The sequence below is a fragment of the Aeromicrobium sp. 10G20-16 genome, from assembly GCF_055809665.1.
The window spans coordinates 582,530-597,554 of record NZ_CM147919.1 but is presented as its reverse complement, the minus strand read 5'-3'; the positions used below and the strand labels follow the sequence as shown (position 1 = coordinate 597,554).

The following is a 15,025-nucleotide window of genomic DNA, read 5'->3' as shown; positions in this document are numbered from 1 at the left end:
CAATCTAGTGGGGGCTGGTGTCGTGGTGATCGACTGGCGCCTTGGACGGTGCGACCTAGGCTCGACGACATGACCACTGTTGCCGAGCTGATCGTTGAGTCCCTCGCCGAGCATGGCGTCCGAAGCGTGTGGGGAGTCGTGGGTGACGCCCTCAATCCGGTGACCGATGCGATCAGACGCGAGGATCGGGTGGAGTGGGTCGGCGTGCGCCACGAGGAGGCCGGAGCCTTCGCCGCGAGCGCCCAGGCCCAGCTGACCGGAGACCTGGCCGTCTGCATGGGGACGGTCGGCCCGGGCGCCGTGCACCTGCTCAACGGTCTCTACGACGCCAAGAAGTCGCACGCACCGGTGCTCGCGATCGTCGGGCAGGTGCCCACCGAGGACATCGGCAGCGACTTCTTCCAGGAGGTCGACAACGACGCGGTGTTCGCCGACGTCGCGGAGTGGACCCGCACCATGACCAACGTCGACCAGATGCCGCACCTGCTCGAGGAGGCCGTGAACGCGGCCATCTCCGCTCGCGGGGTCGCCGTGCTGTCGATCCCCGGTGACATCGGTGGACTCGACCTCCCGAGCGGCACGACGCCACCGGTGTTCGTCCCGGCATCCCCGCCGGCGGCAGCCGCGGCGGCGGACGTGCGTGCGGTGGCGAGCGTGCTCAACGACGCCAGCAGGGTGACCGTCCTCGGCGGCATCGGCGCTGCCGGCGCGGTCGACGAGGTCGGACGCCTCGCCGAGACCCTCGCCGCGCCGATCGTGGTGACGTTGAAGGCCAAGGAGCTGTTCGACGAGCACGACCACGAGATCGGTCAGTCCGGACTGCTGGGCAATCCCGCCACGGCGGAGGCGTTCGCAGCCTGCGACGTGCTGGTGATGGTGGGCACCGACTTCCCGTACCGGAACTTCCTGCCATCGGGGAAGACCGTGGTGCAGATCGACAGCCGGGGGGCCCACATCGGCCGCCGGGTGCCCGTGCAGCACGCCCTCGTGGGCGATGCGTCCCTCACGCTGCATGCCCTGCTGCCGCTGCTGGAGACCAAGGACGACACCAAGCACCTGACGGTGGCCCGCACGGCCTACGAGGCGTGGCGGACGTTGCAGTCGCACCTGACCGACCCCGACTACGGCTCGACGATCCGCGGGAAGCTGCGACGCAAGATCGACAACCCCGACCGGCTGATCCGGCCCGAGCTGCTGGCGGCCACCATCGACCGGCACGCCGCGCCGGACGCCATCTTCACCAGCGACACGGGAATGTCGACCGTCTGGCTCTCGCGCTTCGTGCGCATGGGCGGTGGCCGCCGGATGATCGGCTCGTACAACCTGGGGTCGATGGCCAACGCCATGCCGCAGGCTCTGGGTGCGCAGGCGCTCGACCGCGACCGTCAGGTCATCTCGTTCAGCGGCGACGGTGGCCTGACCATGCTGATGGGCGACCTCATCACCGCGGTCAGCCACGACCTGAACGTCAAGATCGTGGTCTTCGACAACGGCCGGCTCGGCATGGTGAAGCTGGAGATGGAGCAGGTGGGGCTGCCCGAGTTCGGAACGGTCCTGCACAACCCCGACTTCGCCGCCATGGCGAACGCGATCGGCATGCACGGCATCCGGGTGACGGACCCGCACGACGTCGACGGTGCCGTCGAGGCAGCGCTGGCGCACGACGGTCCGGTGCTCCTGGACGTGGTGACCAATCCGGAGGAGATCGCCATTCCGGGCAAGCCCAAGCTGGAGCAGGGCTGGGGCTTCGCGATCGCGAAGACCAAGGAGTTCCTGGTGAGTCCTGAGTGATCGAGCACGATCACCCGCTTCCCGGCGGCGGTCGTGACGAACCCCCGGAGCGGCTGACCGCCTTCCAGCAGCACGTCGTCGACGTGGTGGCCCGGTTGCAACCCGGCGAGCTGCTGACCTACGCGGAGGTCGCCCTGGAGGCAGGACATCCCGGCGCCGGACAGGCCGTCGCCAACGTGCTGCGACGGGTGCCGGGACTGCCGTGGTGGCGGGTGCTGCCGGTGGATGGACGCCTGTACCGCCAGCACCGCGAGGCGGCAGCGCCGCTGCTGCGCGCCGAGGGCCACCGGATCGACGATCGCGGACGCGTTCACCCGGCGGGCTGACCACGGGTGCGTAGCGTGGTCGCATGCGCCAGCTGCTCGTCGTCGCCGTGATGGCCGCCCTCGCGGCCTGCGGCGGAGGGCCGGGATCGAACGCCCGGTCCGGCGAGGTGTCGGACGGCGGGGTGGTGCGCTGGGGCGACGGGGACCGTGGCGTGGTCCTCGCCCACGGAGCGGCTTTCGACGCGGCCAGCTGGGCCGAGCAGGCCACGGCGATCGCCGATGCCGGGTTCACGGTGGTGGCCGTCGAGGACATCGCTCCAGCCTCGATCGGCCGCGCGGTCGCCAGTCTGCGAGCCGACGGGGTCGAGGACGTGGCACTGGTGGGTGGATCTGCCGGAGCCGACGCGATCCTTCGACTCGCGGCCGATCAGCCGAACCTGCCCGACCAGCTGATCCTGCTGTCGCCGAACTCGGTGGTCGAGGGGCTCGGCACCGAACCCAAGCTGTTCATCGCGAGCGAGGACGAGGCGGTGGCGAACGTGTCGCCGCGGTTGGCCGACCTCAGCGACGGTGACGACAACCGCGCCGTGCTGCTGCCGGGATCGGCGCATGCGCAGAACATCTTCGCCACCGACCAGGGCGACCGCGCCCTGCAGCTGATCCTCGACCGGCTCGCCGAGTTCTCCTAGGCGGCTGCGACCCCCACCGGCAGTAGCCTGCGAGACATGCAGGACGCCGAGGTCATCGCCGCGTTGCAGGCGCTGGTGCGCATCCCCACGGTGAGCGACCGCGATCCGTCGCGGGTAGACACCGCCGCCTTCGACGCGCTGCTGGTGGAGCTGCAGAGCCGGTTCCCGCTGCTGCACGCGCAGCTCGAGCTGACGCGGGTCGACACCCACGGGCTGCTGTTCCGCTGGCCGGGGGAGAGCGACGCCAGGCCGGTCGTGCTGATGGCCCACCTCGACGTGGTGCCGGTCGAGGGCGACTGGCAGCACCCGGCCTTCGGCGGCGACGTGGTCGACGGTGTCATCTGGGGGCGGGGGACGCTCGACGACAAGGGCTGCGTGGTCGGCATCTGTGCGTCGGTCGAGACGCTGCTCGAGAACGGATTCACCCCGGCACAGGACGTGTGGTTGTCGTTCGGGTGCAACGAGGAGGTCTCGGGCACCGCCGCGCAGCTGGCCGTCGAGGAGCTGCGTGGTCGCGGCGTGACGCCGTGGTTCGTCCTCGACGAGGGCGGCGCGGTGGCCAGCGAGGCGTTCCCCGGTGTGGCGGCTCCGATCGGCGTGATCGGGCTGACCGAGAAGGGCGTCACGTCGTTGGAGCTGCGGGCCGAGGGACGGGGTGGCCACGCCTCGACGCCGGCACGCATGGGGCCGACCGCGCGCATCGCCCGGGCCATCACGCGCATCGACAGGTCCTCGATGTCGTCGAGCATTCCCTCGCCGACCGCCGAGCTGCTGCGCCGCATGGCGCCGCACGCCAAGCAGCCGCTGCGGACCCTGCTGGCCCAGACCGACCGGTTGAAGCCGGTGGTCACCCGCGCGCTGGTCGCCGCCGGACCCGAGTCGGCGGCGATGACGCGCACGACGTTCGCGATGACGACGCTGTCCGGTGCGCCGGCGCTCAACGTCATCGCCGCGACCGCGACAGCCGGCGTGAACATCCGGATCATGGTCGGCGACACCGTGGCCGACGTGCTCGAGCACGTGCGCAAGGTCGTGGCCGACGACGAGGTCCACATCGACGTCGTCGAGCGCAACGAGCCCAGCCCGATCTCGCCGATGGACGACGCCTTCGAGCTGGTCGAGGCGACGATCTCCGAGGTGTTCCCGGACGCCGTCCCGTCGCCCTACGTGATGATGGCCGCCACCGACTCGCGGTTCTTCTGCGCCATCAGCGAGCGCGTCTACCGCTTCGCGCCGTTCCGGATGACCAAGGCGCAGCGCGAGTCCATCCACTCCTACGACGAGCACCTGCACGTCGACGCGTTCCTCGACGGTGTCCGCTGGTACCGCCGACTGATCGAGAGGCTCCCCGCATGAGCAGCACGTCCCGGACCACGCCGCCTCTCAGCCCGGCGCAGGGGCTGGCCGCGATCGTCGGCTTCCTGGTGGCCGTCGAGGTGGCGAGCGGCGTGCTGCAGGGCTACTACACGCCGATCTATCCGCAGATCGCCGACCACCTGAGCATCCCCGAGGGCGACATCAACTGGTTCGAGGCGGCCCAGCTGATCGTCTCGGCGTTGGCGATCCCGTTGCTGGCCAGGCTCGGCGACCTGATCGGCCACAAGAAGGTGCTGATGATCGCGCTCGGTGTCACGGCGGTCGGGTCGTGGATCACGGTGGTGGCTCCGTCGTTCAGCACGTTCCTCGTCGGTTGGGCACTGCAGGGCGCGTCGATCATCTGGCTGCCCCTGGAGATCGCGATCATCCACCGCCGCACCCGCGACACCGGACGCCAGGCGCTCCTCACGCGACGCGGTGCGGCCGTGCTGGTGGGCGCGCTGGAGCTGTCGGTCATCATCGGTGCCCTGACCAGCGGTCTGCTGGTCGACACCCTGGGCATGAACCTGATCCTGGCTGGCCCGGCCATCGTGGTCAGCGCGGTGTTCTTCCTGGTGTGGGCGGGCATCGAGGACGCGCCGGGGGAGTCCACCGGTGGCATCGACTGGGGCGGGCTCGGCCTGATCACGCTGGCGCTCGGACTGGTGATGGCCGGGCTGGTCTTCATCCGCCTCGACGGCGCGGGCAGCCTCCGCGCCTGGGGCCTGGTGGTGCTCGGCATCGCGGCGCTGGTGCCGTTCGTGAGGTACGAGCGGGCGCACCCCGAACCGATCGTCGACGTCGACCTGCTGGCTGGCCCGAAGCAGTGGCCGATCCAGCTGACCGCGTTCCTGTTCGGCATCCCGGTGCTGGGCGGGCAGATCCCGCTCTCGACGTTCGCCCAGGCCGATCCGGACGTGCGCGGTTACGGGCTCGGGGCGGACTCGGCCTTCGTGTCGACCCTGATCGGCGTGTACGTCATCACGCTGGCGATCGGCGCGTTCACCCTGCCGCTCACCACCCGGCTGCTCGGCGTGCGCAACACGTTGGTGGCGGCCTGCGCGCTGGTGGGCATCGGGTACGCGCTGTGGCTCCCGTTCCACGACTCGACCGGGCAGGCACTGCTGAACATGGCGATCGCCGGCATCGGTTCCGGTGCGCTGGTGGCCTCGCTGCCCGCTGCGGCGGCGGCTGCTGCTCCGCCGGAGCGCACCGGCATCGCGACCGGCATGACCAACGGCACCAAGGTGATCGGCGGTGCCATCGCGTCATCGATCTTCGCCATCGCCCTGGCGTCGACCGGATCGATCGACAAGCTCGGCGAGGCCGCTCCCGAAGCCCCGTTGTCGGGCTACCTCGTGGTCTGGGCGGTCTGCTCGGGTGCCGCCTTCCTCGCCGCCCTGGCGCTGCTGGCTGCGCCGAGGCACGCCTTCTCGGACCAGCCGGCCGAGGTCAGCCAGCCCGCGACCGACTAGCCCCAGAGGTCGCGGATGCGGTCGATCTCGGCAGCCGCCTGGGCGAAGCCGGCCTTGGCCGACGGGGGACGGGCGGCCGGGTCCAGCACGTTCTTGCCGATCGCGTTCCTCGACGTGTCGTCGGGCGAGATCACCAGATGCTTCACGCCGAGCTCCTCGAGCTGCTGCGAGGCGCTGCGCATGGGTCCGACCCCGCGATCCATGGGGGTGATCGCGACGACGGTGTCGATGCCGGCCATCAGGTCGGCGTTGGAGCCGGATCGTGCGCCGCCGTCGATGTAGGTGCTGGTGCCGATCGGGATGGGCGGGTACACCAGCGGCACCGCGCAGCTGGCGTTGACGGCGTCCACCAGCGGGACGTCGGCGTGCTCGCCGCGTGGCCCGAAGGCCACCAGCTCACCGGTGGCGACGTCGACCGCGGTGACGACGAGGTCGTGGTCGGGCCAGGTGAGGCCGCCGATGCGCTGGTCGACCTGGGCGTAGCGCTCCTCCACGGTCGGGGTCCTGCCCCGGGCCGCGGCCTTGACGGATGCGGCCCCGAGCAGGCGTCCGAACCGCGTGATGTCACCACGGGACCGGAGCAGGGAGATCGCGAACCGACCGACGACGCCGGCGCCGATCGAGGCGAGCGGCGCGTCGTCCATGGGGGGCATCAGCTGGCGACGGAACAGCTCCTCGAGACCGATGTCGCTGGTGACCTGGGCGCCGACGACCGAGCCGGCCGACGTGCCGATGATCCGGTCGGCCGTGGTGAGGTCGACCCCCTCCTTGGCCAGTCCCCACAGCAGACCGGTCTCCCAGGCGATTCCGGTGATGCCGCCGCCGCCCAGGACCAGTCCTCGTGTCGTCATGGGTCCACTGTGGCACTCGCCTGCACCCGCGGCGCGATGGTGTTACCGTCGCGGGACTACCACCACGGGAGCCTCGATGGACCTCGACACGCTGCTGGACGAGCTGCTGGAGCCGCACGCCGTGCGCGTGGACGCCGCGGGGGATCGTCTGGTCGCGCTGCGTCTGGCGGACGACTGGGGCGTGGGATTTCGGTTGCACCGACGGGGGAGCCACCGGCAGTGGAACGTGCGGGAGGTGACGCTGCGCCTCCTGGATGACGGATCGAGCATCACCGGGAACGACGTGCGAGAGCTGCCGCTGGGATCGATGCTCGCCGAGGCGCGGCGGCTGGCCACGAAGGACGCTGCCGGTGAGGGTCCGGGCACGCGGCCTGGACTCGAGGCGGTGCTGGCCGACCAGGGTGGCGCTTTCGGCAGCAGTGACGTGGCCCTGGCGACGCTGGCGCTGGAGTACGTGGCGCTCGTCGAGTCCGGCGTCCGTTCGCCCTCGAAGTCCCTCGCCGAGCGGTTCGGCGGCAGCGCCGGTACCTGGACCAACCGGGTCTCCCGCGCTCGCAAACGAGGATTCCTGACGGAGGTGGCTCGCGGCGAGGCCGGTGGCGCCCTGACGGCGGACGCGCGCGACGTGCTCGGACTGGATGGCGGGGGCAGCACCACGCCGTGATGCGTGCGTCGTCGTGTGGAGGGCCGGGGGTCTTATGCGGCGTGGATGATGAGGTCGCCGGCGGGGTCGACGGTCAGGTGTGTCTTTTGTCGGTGGTGTCGGCGACAGAGGGCTCGGAGGTTTGTTGCGTTGGTGGGTCCGCGGGGGTGGGGGATGTGGTGGTCGAGGTCTGATTGGGTGGCGGGCTTGGTGCAGTGGGCGACTTGGCAGGTGCCGTCTCTGATTTCGATCGCTGTTCTGAGGGTTGGGGATGGGACGTAGCCGAGTTCGGTGATGTCGAGGATCCGGCCCAACGGGGTGGTGATGATGCGGTGGAACAGGGTGCCGGGTTGTTGGGCCAGATCACGCACCATGTCGGCGGGGAGGGCGTAGTCGCCGTCGAAGGACTCGCCGGGTTCGTTCGTGTATCCGGCCAGCGACGTGACGGGGATGGTGATGCCGATGACGGCCTTGCGGCTCACTGTCCCGTGACCGGTGTCGTCGAACAGCCACGCGACGAGCTCGTCGGCGCGTTTCTGGTCGAAGGAACGGTCACCTGAGGGCAGGTTCTTGGCGCGGCGGGTGAGCTCGTGGTCCAGCGCGATGATGGTGTCGGTGGGCAAGAACGCGTGGAGCCAGGACATGCCGGCTTCGCCGTGCTCGACGACCACCCGCCGCTGCTCACGCTCGGACTGTGCTGTGGTGATCGGGTCGCCGTAGGTGGCGACGAACCGGCGCAGCTTCGCCTTCAACTGGCTGCCGGTGTGGGTGGGGGCGTACCGGACGAGCTCGTAGTCGAGGTGGATCCGGACGTGGTTGTCGTCAGGCAGCCGCAACAGCGCTGAGGCGATCAGCCCCACCCGGTATGAATCGATCCGACCAGCAACGAAGGCGTCCCACGTGTCGGGCAGGTCCGAAGCGACGCGACGGTACTCGGCGAGGCGGCACTGGATTGACCGCACCGGCATGCGCATCACCGATGCGAGCTCGTCGTCGGCGTATCCGATCTCCAGGTCACAGATCTCGGCGTTGCGCGCGTGCTGGGCCTCACGGGTGCGGAGCTGCTTGAACGTGACCATCTCGGCGGCGATGCGGGCCTCGACCCGGGCGCGTTCGACCTCCAGGGTGGTGATCCGGTCGAGGATCGCCTGTCCGGGGTCGGGGTGAGTGGCCATGGGTCCATTGTAGTCGAACGGGTGTTCGATGGACAGTGTTTTCCACTGCTAGATCAAGGATTTGCGGGGGTCGAGTCGGGCTGGTCGGTGTAGTTCGCCTCGCTACGCTCACAGTCGGCCGCAGGCGGCCTCCTTGGCGAACAGGATTCGACCGTGAGCGAGGCGAAGGGCACGGTCGCTCCGCTCCCTGGCGAACGTGAGGCACGGTCGGCCGCGGGCGGCCTCCCTGGCGAACGGGGTCGCTAGGCGGGCTGGCGGGGGGAGCGGTCCAGGAGGCGGCGGGTCAGGCCGACGCCGACGGCCATGGCTGCCACGGCCACCCATGAGGCGACGTTGAGCTGGGCCGTGCCCGACAGCCCGTGGCCGAGGTTGCAGCCGCCGGCGATCCAGCCACCTGCACCGAGCAGGAATCCTCCGACGGCCAGCTGGCCGTACCGCACCCGGGTCTCACCACGCGGGCGCCAGTCGCCGGTCTGTCGGGCAGCCACGTGCGCCCCGGGGACCAGTCCGAGGAGGAATGCGATCAGCCACCACATCGGGCTGCCGGCCTCCACGCTCGCCGAGGCTCCGACCGTGCTGGGTCCGAAGGAGGCGTCGCCCAGGCCCGCCAGAATCCATCCGAGCACCACGACCACGCCGAGTGCCGCCCCGGTCAGCCGCCAGCCCCAGGTGTTCGTCGGTTGCGAGTCGTCGAAGGCGCCCCGGGCCGATCCGCGGCCCTCACGGCGCACCAGCACGCGGCATGCGCCGAGCACCACGACCAGCAGCACGACGGCACCGAGCAGTCGGGGCACACCCAGCACGCCAGTGATCGTGCCGTCGGTGCCGCCGCCGAGAACCGTCGGCCCCGGCACGTCGATGCGGGTGGCGACCAGCTCGCCGGCTATCCATCCGGCGATGCCCACGACCGCCCCGAGCATGCCGGCGCCCAGCTTGTAGAACAGCCCGGACGCGCACGTGCGGCCGATCGCCATGCCGGCGCCGATCAGCAGCCCGCCCACGACGTTGCGCACCGGTCTGAATGCCAGTCCCTCGTTGAGCTGGTCGAACGCTCCGGAGGCGTAGACCAGGGACAGGCCCACGGCGGCGATGGCCACCCCGAGCAGCCACCCGCGCAGCAGTCGGGTCGAACCGGTCCACGCCGTGGCGAACATGGAGTGGAAGCACAGGCCGGACCGCTGCAGCACGTAGCCGAGCGCACCGCCTGCCAGGACTCCGGTCACCACCATCAACAGCATCCGTCGATCCTGACAGGTGCGGGGCGCCCGCGCGCGACGGTCCTTCGCGAGAACTGCGGCGTCGCTCGTGCCAGACTTGAGCCATGGACGTCCGCCCGTACGATGCGCTCCTGCTGGTCTCCTTCGGCGGACCCGAGCATCCCGACGACGTGATCCCCTTCCTCGAGAACGTCACGGCCGGTCGCGGCATCCCGCGCGAGCGCCTGGCCGAGGTGGGCGAGCACTACCACCTGTTCGGCGGCAAGTCACCGATCAACGACCTCAACCGCGAGCTGCTCGACGCCATCCGCAAGGAGCTGGTCGACCGCGGCATCGACCTGCCGGTCTACTGGGGCAACCGCAACTGGGACCCGTACCTGCGCGACGCCGCCCGCCAGATGGCCGCCGACGGCGTGCACCGTGCCGCGTGCTTCCTGACCAGCGCCTACTCGTCGTACTCGGGCTGCCGGCAGTACCGCGAGGACCTCTACGACGCCTCCACCGGTCTCAGCATCGAGCTCGACCGGCTGCGGCACTACTTCAACCACCCCGGCTTCGTCGGTCCGTTCGTCGAGGCGACCCGCGAGGCGCTCGACGCAGCACCCGACGGCACCCACGTCGTGTTCGTCACGCACTCGATCCCCACCGCCATGAACGACGGCAGCGGCGGACCCGACCAGCGCGCGTACGAGCGTCAGCACCAGAGCGTCGCTGCGCTGGTCGCGGACGGCGCAGGCGCCGAGGCGTACTCGCTGGCGTACTGCTCGCGGTCGGGCTCGCCGCACGTGCCGTGGCTCGAGCCGGACATCAACGATCACCTCGAGCTGTTGTCCGAGCAGGGTGTCGAGTCGGTCGTCGTCGTGCCGATCGGGTTCATCTCCGACCACATGGAGGTCATCTACGACCTCGACACCGAGGCGTCGGCCACCGCCGAGCGACTCGGGCTGACCTTCGACCGCGTGGACACTCCGGGCGCTCACCCGGCGTTCGTCGCCATGGTGGTCGACCTGCTGCTCGAGCGATCCGCCGCCGAGCGCGGTGAGTCGCCCGACCGGATCGCCCTGGGCGACTTCGGGCCGTCCCACGACCGCTGCCCGCTCGACTGCTGCCCCAACTCCCGGGTGCCGCTGCCGACCATCGGCAACGCGTGAGCGTCGCGACGACCCCTGCTGCACTGCTTGACCTGGCCCGTGACATCGGGCTGGAGGCAGCGGCCTTCGTGCGCAGCTCGCGCCCGGCGGGCCGCGTCGACGTGGCAGCCACCAAGTCCAGCCCCACCGACGTCGTCACCGAGATCGATCGGGCGACCGAGGACCTGATCCGTGCCCAGATCCTCGCGGCGCGACCGGACGACGGATTCGTGGGCGAGGAGGGTGACGACCTCGTCGGCACGTCCGGGGTCGACTGGGTCGTCGATCCGATCGACGGCACCGTCAACTTCGTCTACGGCATCGGCGCGTACGCCGTCTCGATCGCCACGCGCGTCGAGGGTGAGGTGCAGGTCGGCTTCGTCGTGTCCGTGCCGACGGGGGAGAGCTACGGGGCCGTGCGCGGCGAGGGCGCCTGGCGCTATGACGGCCAGGACCGCACGATGCTCACCGCCCCGCGCCCGCAGGGACTCGCCCACGCGCTCGTCGCCACCGGTTTCAACTACCGCCCGGACATCCGCACCAAGCAGGCCGCCGCGATGGCTCGATTCCTGCCGCAGGTACGTGACATCCGTCGCATCGGCTCGGCCGCGCTCGACCTGTGCTGGCTGGCCGAGGGGCGCTACGACGCCTACGTCGAGGAGGGTCTGCACCCCTGGGACCTCGCGGCAGGCGGGCTCGTGGCGTCCGAGGCGGGGCTGGTGCTGGCCGGCCTGGACGGCCCACCGGACCTGCGGATGGTCATGGCCACACACCCGTCGATGTCCGAGGAATATTTCGCGCTCGTCCGTGCTTGTGACTTCTGACCGAGCGCACCACATGGCGGCCGGCGCGGGCGCGTAGAGGGCCCCCGGATCCCGTGTGGCACAATCGCGCCGACGAGGACGCAGACCTGGAGGGTTGATGGCAACCGATTACGACGCCCCACGCAAGACCGACGAGGACCAGTCCGAGGACAGCCTCGAGGAGCTGAAGGCGCGTCGTCACGAGAAGAACTCGGGCAAGGTCGACGAGGACGAGACCGAAGCGGCCGAGTCCTTCGAGCTGCCCGGCGCCGACCTCTCCCACGAGGAGCTGGCCGTCCAGGTCGTGCCCAAGCAGAGCGACGAGTTCACCTGCTCGTCGTGCTTCCTGGTGCACCACCGCAGCCAGCTGGCCTCGGAGAAGAAGGGCGTGCTCATCTGTCGCGACTGCGACTGAGCACCTCTGGCGTCAGCTCTTCCGGCGACGCTTCTTGCGGCCCTCGGCCGCGGCCTCCTGCAGAGCGGTGTCGTCGGTCTTGATCGACGACATGCCCGGTGGCAGGTGGCCGGTCGAGCGGACCCAGTAGGTGGTCGCCCCACGGCGCACCGCGACCTTGACCAGCTCGACGACGGCGCCGCCGACGGCGGCCCACGCCACGGCCTCCGCCGTGCTGACCTCGGGGTGACGGTTGTTGACCGGTGGCTTGCGACCGGTGAAGCCTCGCCACGCGAAGGTCGCCACGCGCTGCGCCAGCAGTCCGCTGACGATGCTGGACCCACGGTCGAGCATCTTCCAGCTGCCCTTGCTGCCCACCGACTTCGGGGGTGCGGGGGAGTCCGCGGTGGACAGGCCTGACTTCCGGGCCTTCTTCGCGTTCTTCCTAGACTTCTTCGTGGCCACGGGTGTTCCCTTCGTGCGTGGGGCGATGAGCGTTCACGGCCGCCGCGAGCGCGTCGGGACGACGACTCGAGATCAGCCAGTAGGGCGTGGGGTCGGCGGGGTCGTCCACCGGCACGAGCACGCCGCGATCGAGGTAGGGGCGGGTGACCAGGTGGGCGCGGACGTCGGCGTCGACGCCCAGGCGCGCGCGGTACTCCGCCCGGTTCAGTGGTTCGGCCACCCCGAGGAACTCCGGCGGCAGGTGCGCCGAACCGGCTCGCAGGCCGCCGGGCCCGGCCGACACCGCCAGCGATCCGTAGCGTGCCACCAGCGTGAACCCGAGGGCGGCAGCCAGCAGCCCGGTGACGAGTGCGGCGGACGTGCTGCCCACCACGAGCACGATCCATCCGCACGTGGCGGCGAACGCAGCGGCAGCGGCCCACCACGCGGGTGGAGCGGTCAGACGTTCGTCGTGGTTCGGCACGGTCCCACCCTGCCTCATCGGGTGGCCGATCGCTCCTTCGGTGCTGCCCGGCCGGTAGTGTCGCCCCATGCCTGAGGTGACCGTCACGCGGCTCGATCCCGAGGTGCCGCTGCCGCGGTACGCACATCCGGGCGACGCCGGTGCCGACCTGGTCAGCACCATCGACACGACGATCGCCCCCGGCGAACGCGTGCTCGTGCCCACCGGCATCGCCATGGCGCTTCCCGACGGCCTGGCGGCGTTCGTCCACCCCCGGTCGGGCCTCGCGCTGCGGCACGGTCTGTCGATCGTCAACACGCCGGGCACCATCGATGCGGGTTACCGTGGCGAGATCAAGGTGCTCCTGATCAACCACGACCCCACCGAACCCGTCACCATCACGCGTGGCGATCGCATCGCCCAGCTGGTGGTGCAGCGCGTCGAGGTCGTCGACTTCGTCGAGGCCGACTCGCTGCCCACGTCTGCTCGCGGCGACGGCGGGTACGGCTCCACTGGCACCACCACGACATCCACGAGCTGAGGAACCATGGCCATCCTGCGACGCAAGAACAACAAGCCCCAGCCCGACGACCCCCAAGCCGACGCCCCCCGACCTGACGCTGCCGTCGAGGCGTCCCAGCCGGAGTCCACCCCGGAGCCCCCTCGGGGCGTCCGCGCCGACGGCCCGTTCGACTCCAGCGAGAAGTCGATCGACGGCGAGGAGTCGCCCTGGGTCGACTTCGGCGCCCTCAAGATCCGCGGACGCGTCGGATTCGAGATCCGGATGCAGGCCGATCCCGGCTCCGACGACGTCGCGTCGGCGGTGCTGGTCACCGAGGACTCCGCGCTCGAGCTCCGGGCGTTCGCCTCCTCGCGCTCCGGCGGCCTGTGGGACGAGGTCAGGGAGGAGCTGATCGCGGAGGTCGAGCGGCTGCAGGGCACCTACGAGACCCCGGACGGCGTGTTCGGCCCCGAGCTGCACCTGCGCATCCCGGTCACCACCGAGCAGGGCGAGGCCGCGTTCCAGCCCAGCCGCATCGTGGTGGTCGAGGGACCCCGGTGGATGCTGCGCGGCACGTTCCTGGGCCAGGCCGGGCTGGAGCCCACCGACGACAGCCTGCTGTTCCGCGCCTTCCGCGAGGTCATCGTCCACCGCGGCGCCGACGCGATGGCATCGCGCGAGCCGCTGCTGCTGTCGTTGCCCGAGAACGCGGTGGTCGTCGATCCCGATGCTGATCCCGAAGCCGCCTCGAGCGCGGAGTAGCCTGAAGACATGGCAGGTCTCATCAGTCGGGCGCTGGATCGTCGTACGTCCGACCAGCGCGACGCAGACGAGCTCCAGCAGGACTCGGCCAAGGCCGGCTGCGGCCTGATCTCGGCGTGCAACAACCGCTCGGTCGTCACGATCCACGGCGAGCTGCGCTCGGTCACGCTGCGTCCCGTCGACGGCGTCCCCGCCCTGGAGGCCGAGATCTACGACGGCTCGGCTGCCGTCACGCTGGTGTGGCTCGGCCGACGCCGGATCGAGGGCGTGCGGGCCGGCGGTCGTCTGACGGCCCACGGTCGCATCGGCCGACGGGGCGGCGAGCGCATCATCTACAATCCCCGCTACGAGCTCGACCCCTCCTAGGACATGCCTCCGAACGACGCGCAGTCGTCCGACCCTCGCAGCACCGTCGAGGAGGTCGTCCGCACCCAGCTGGCCAAGGCTCTCGGTGGCAAGCGCGGCATCGTCGAGGGAGCGGTGCCGACGATCGTGTTCACCGCGACCTTCGTCCTCACCGACGACCTGCGGCTGGCGTTGATCCTCGGGCTGGGCCTCGCGGTCCTGGCCGTCGTGGTGCGTCTCGCGCAGCGGTCCACCGTGCAGTTCGCGCTCAACGCGCTGTTCGGCATCGGGATCGCTGCGGCCTTCGCCCTGCGCGCGGCCGGAAGCGGCGACACACCCGAGAACGCCGCGCGGGCGTTCTTCACGCCGGGCCTCCTCTACAACGGCGCGTACGCGATCGTGCTGGTGGTCACCGTGCTGATCGGCTGGCCGGTGGTCGGCTTCCTGGTCGGCAGCGTCACCGGAGAGCTGACGGAGTGGCACGACGACCCCGCCCTCGTGAAGTTGTGCTCGCGGCTCACGCTGGTGCTCGCGGCTCCGTGCATCCTGCGGGTCGCGGTGCAGCTGCCCCTGTGGCTGGACAGCCAGATCGGACTGCTCGGCCTCACCAAGATCGTCATGGGCTGGCCGCTGCAGGTGGCAGCCCTGGCGTTCATGGGCTGGCTGCTGACCCGCAACTCGATCCCGGCCGAGCCGGAGACCGGGACCCCGTAGCCAGC

Annotated in this window: 18 protein-coding genes; 13 read left to right on the top strand and 5 right to left on the bottom strand. The window is 70.6% G+C overall.

Going from position 1 to position 15,025, the window contains the following annotated elements; translation table 11 throughout:
* Nucleotides 1-69: 69 nt before the first annotated feature.
* From AC0L5F_RS03010 to AC0L5F_RS02990, 5 genes are read left to right on the top strand one after another with little or no spacing between them, the layout of a single operon-like run.
* Nucleotides 70-1,791: a thiamine pyrophosphate-dependent enzyme gene (locus AC0L5F_RS03010; protein WP_473315135.1), complete on the top strand. Its 1,722-nt coding sequence runs from the start codon at nt 70-72 to the stop codon at nt 1,789-1,791.
* Entirely contained in the window at nt 1,788-2,117 is a 330-nt protein-coding gene (locus tag AC0L5F_RS03005; RefSeq protein ID WP_473315134.1) for an MGMT family protein, read from the top strand. The genes AC0L5F_RS03010 and AC0L5F_RS03005 overlap by 4 nt, the downstream gene beginning before the upstream one ends.
* A 23-nt stretch (nt 2,118-2,140) precedes the next feature.
* Nucleotides 2,141-2,746 carry an alpha/beta fold hydrolase gene (locus AC0L5F_RS03000; RefSeq protein ID WP_473315133.1) on the top strand — a complete coding sequence of 202 codons (606 nt, stop codon included), beginning with the start codon at nt 2,141-2,143 and terminating at the stop codon, nt 2,744-2,746.
* 36 nt (nt 2,747-2,782) lie between these two features.
* Nucleotides 2,783-4,102, top strand: coding sequence for a M20/M25/M40 family metallo-hydrolase (locus tag AC0L5F_RS02995; protein WP_473315132.1), 1,320 nt, complete (start codon nt 2,783-2,785; stop codon nt 4,100-4,102).
* Nucleotides 4,099-5,577 (top strand): MFS transporter, encoded by a 1,479-nt coding sequence (locus tag AC0L5F_RS02990; protein WP_473315131.1) that lies wholly within the window; start codon nt 4,099-4,101, stop codon nt 5,575-5,577. Before AC0L5F_RS02995 ends, AC0L5F_RS02990 begins: the two co-directional genes overlap by 4 nt.
* Here the strand turns inward: AC0L5F_RS02990 and AC0L5F_RS02985 are convergent.
* Nucleotides 5,574-6,428 (bottom strand): patatin-like phospholipase family protein, encoded by an 855-nt coding sequence (locus AC0L5F_RS02985; protein ID WP_473315130.1) that lies wholly within the window; start codon nt 6,426-6,428, stop codon nt 5,574-5,576. The two genes, AC0L5F_RS02990 and AC0L5F_RS02985, sit on opposite strands and share 4 nt — an antisense overlap.
* A 76-nt stretch (nt 6,429-6,504) precedes the next feature.
* On the opposite strand from AC0L5F_RS02985, the gene AC0L5F_RS02980 reads away from it, so the two are divergent.
* Complete coding sequence (locus tag AC0L5F_RS02980) at nt 6,505-7,092, top strand: hypothetical protein (protein WP_473315129.1); 588 nt, start codon at nt 6,505-6,507, stop codon at nt 7,090-7,092.
* A 32-nt stretch (nt 7,093-7,124) separates the two neighbouring features.
* Here AC0L5F_RS02980 and AC0L5F_RS02975 read toward each other — a convergent pair whose 3' ends face one another.
* Nucleotides 7,125-8,246 (bottom strand): HNH endonuclease signature motif containing protein, encoded by a 1,122-nt coding sequence (locus tag AC0L5F_RS02975; RefSeq protein ID WP_473315128.1) that lies wholly within the window; start codon nt 8,244-8,246, stop codon nt 7,125-7,127.
* Nucleotides 8,247-8,488: 242 nt separating this feature from the next.
* Complete coding sequence (locus AC0L5F_RS02970; protein WP_473315127.1) at nt 8,489-9,484, bottom strand: YeeE/YedE thiosulfate transporter family protein; 996 nt, start codon at nt 9,482-9,484, stop codon at nt 8,489-8,491.
* An 83-nt stretch (nt 9,485-9,567) separates the two neighbouring features.
* Between AC0L5F_RS02970 and AC0L5F_RS02965 the strand changes: the two genes are divergently transcribed.
* The 3 genes from AC0L5F_RS02965 to AC0L5F_RS02955 all read left to right on the top strand — a co-directional run bounded on the left by AC0L5F_RS02965 (nt 9,568) and on the right by AC0L5F_RS02955 (nt 11,811).
* Nucleotides 9,568-10,614, top strand: coding sequence for a ferrochelatase (locus tag AC0L5F_RS02965; RefSeq protein ID WP_473315126.1), 1,047 nt, complete (start codon nt 9,568-9,570; stop codon nt 10,612-10,614).
* Nucleotides 10,611-11,417: an inositol monophosphatase family protein gene (locus AC0L5F_RS02960; RefSeq protein ID WP_473315125.1), complete on the top strand. Its 807-nt coding sequence runs from the start codon at nt 10,611-10,613 to the stop codon at nt 11,415-11,417. Before AC0L5F_RS02965 ends, AC0L5F_RS02960 begins: the two co-directional genes overlap by 4 nt.
* Nucleotides 11,418-11,514: 97 nt before the next feature.
* Nucleotides 11,515-11,811: a DUF4193 domain-containing protein gene (locus AC0L5F_RS02955; protein WP_473315124.1), complete on the top strand. Its 297-nt coding sequence runs from the start codon at nt 11,515-11,517 to the stop codon at nt 11,809-11,811.
* Nucleotides 11,812-11,823: 12 nt separating this feature from the next.
* Here AC0L5F_RS02955 and AC0L5F_RS02950 read toward each other — a convergent pair whose 3' ends face one another.
* Together AC0L5F_RS02950 and AC0L5F_RS02945 are read right to left on the bottom strand one after the other, a co-directional pair.
* Nucleotides 11,824-12,255 carry a DUF4235 domain-containing protein gene (locus AC0L5F_RS02950; RefSeq protein WP_473315123.1) on the bottom strand — a complete coding sequence of 144 codons (432 nt, stop codon included), beginning with the start codon at nt 12,253-12,255 and terminating at the stop codon, nt 11,824-11,826.
* Nucleotides 12,236-12,718: a DUF3093 domain-containing protein gene (locus AC0L5F_RS02945; protein ID WP_473315122.1), complete on the bottom strand. Its 483-nt coding sequence runs from the start codon at nt 12,716-12,718 to the stop codon at nt 12,236-12,238. Before AC0L5F_RS02945 ends, AC0L5F_RS02950 begins: the two co-directional genes overlap by 20 nt.
* 67 nt (nt 12,719-12,785) lie before the next feature.
* Between AC0L5F_RS02945 and dut the strand changes: the two genes are divergently transcribed.
* The 4 genes from dut to AC0L5F_RS02925 are packed head-to-tail and all read left to right on the top strand — an operon-like array spanning nt 12,786 to nt 15,020.
* Entirely contained in the window at nt 12,786-13,238 is a 453-nt protein-coding gene (gene dut, locus AC0L5F_RS02940) for a dUTP diphosphatase (protein ID WP_473315121.1), read from the top strand.
* A 6-nt stretch (nt 13,239-13,244) separates the two neighbouring features.
* Nucleotides 13,245-13,961, top strand: a complete 717-nt coding sequence (locus AC0L5F_RS02935) for a DUF3710 domain-containing protein (RefSeq protein WP_473315120.1) — start codon at nt 13,245-13,247, stop codon at nt 13,959-13,961.
* 9 nt (nt 13,962-13,970) lie between these two features.
* Nucleotides 13,971-14,327 carry a single stranded DNA-binding domain-containing protein gene (locus AC0L5F_RS02930; protein ID WP_473315119.1) on the top strand — a complete coding sequence of 119 codons (357 nt, stop codon included), beginning with the start codon at nt 13,971-13,973 and terminating at the stop codon, nt 14,325-14,327.
* Nucleotides 14,328-14,330: 3 nt separating this feature from the next.
* Complete coding sequence (locus AC0L5F_RS02925; RefSeq protein WP_473315118.1) at nt 14,331-15,020, top strand: DUF3159 domain-containing protein; 690 nt, start codon at nt 14,331-14,333, stop codon at nt 15,018-15,020.
* Nucleotides 15,021-15,025 lie beyond the last annotated feature (5 nt).

What these genes read in the sequence shown, in the direction of transcription:
- AC0L5F_RS02995 (WP_473315132.1), top strand. Translation starts at nt 2,783, where the DNA reads ATGCAGGACGCCGAGGTCATCGCCGCGTTGCAGGCGCTGGTGCGCATC.
- AC0L5F_RS02990 (WP_473315131.1), top strand. Translation starts at nt 4,099, where the DNA reads ATGAGCAGCACGTCCCGGACCACGCCGCCTCTCAGCCCGGCGCAGGGG.
- dut (WP_473315121.1), top strand. Translation starts at nt 12,786, where the DNA reads ATGCCTGAGGTGACCGTCACGCGGCTCGATCCCGAGGTGCCGCTGCCG.
- AC0L5F_RS02980 (WP_473315129.1), top strand. Translation starts at nt 6,505, where the DNA reads ATGGACCTCGACACGCTGCTGGACGAGCTGCTGGAGCCGCACGCCGTG.
- AC0L5F_RS02935 (WP_473315120.1), top strand. Translation starts at nt 13,245, where the DNA reads ATGGCCATCCTGCGACGCAAGAACAACAAGCCCCAGCCCGACGACCCC.
- AC0L5F_RS02955 (WP_473315124.1), top strand. Translation starts at nt 11,515, where the DNA reads ATGGCAACCGATTACGACGCCCCACGCAAGACCGACGAGGACCAGTCC.
- AC0L5F_RS03010 (WP_473315135.1), top strand. Translation starts at nt 70, where the DNA reads ATGACCACTGTTGCCGAGCTGATCGTTGAGTCCCTCGCCGAGCATGGC.
- AC0L5F_RS02975 (WP_473315128.1), bottom strand. Translation starts at nt 8,246, where the DNA reads ATGGCCACTCACCCCGACCCCGGACAGGCGATCCTCGACCGGATCACC.
- AC0L5F_RS02970 (WP_473315127.1), bottom strand. Translation starts at nt 9,484, where the DNA reads ATGCTGTTGATGGTGGTGACCGGAGTCCTGGCAGGCGGTGCGCTCGGC.
- AC0L5F_RS02965 (WP_473315126.1), top strand. Translation starts at nt 9,568, where the DNA reads ATGGACGTCCGCCCGTACGATGCGCTCCTGCTGGTCTCCTTCGGCGGA.
- AC0L5F_RS02925 (WP_473315118.1), top strand. Translation starts at nt 14,331, where the DNA reads ATGCCTCCGAACGACGCGCAGTCGTCCGACCCTCGCAGCACCGTCGAG.
- AC0L5F_RS03000 (WP_473315133.1), top strand. Translation starts at nt 2,141, where the DNA reads ATGCGCCAGCTGCTCGTCGTCGCCGTGATGGCCGCCCTCGCGGCCTGC.
- AC0L5F_RS02930 (WP_473315119.1), top strand. Translation starts at nt 13,971, where the DNA reads ATGGCAGGTCTCATCAGTCGGGCGCTGGATCGTCGTACGTCCGACCAG.
- AC0L5F_RS02985 (WP_473315130.1), bottom strand. Translation starts at nt 6,428, where the DNA reads ATGACGACACGAGGACTGGTCCTGGGCGGCGGCGGCATCACCGGAATC.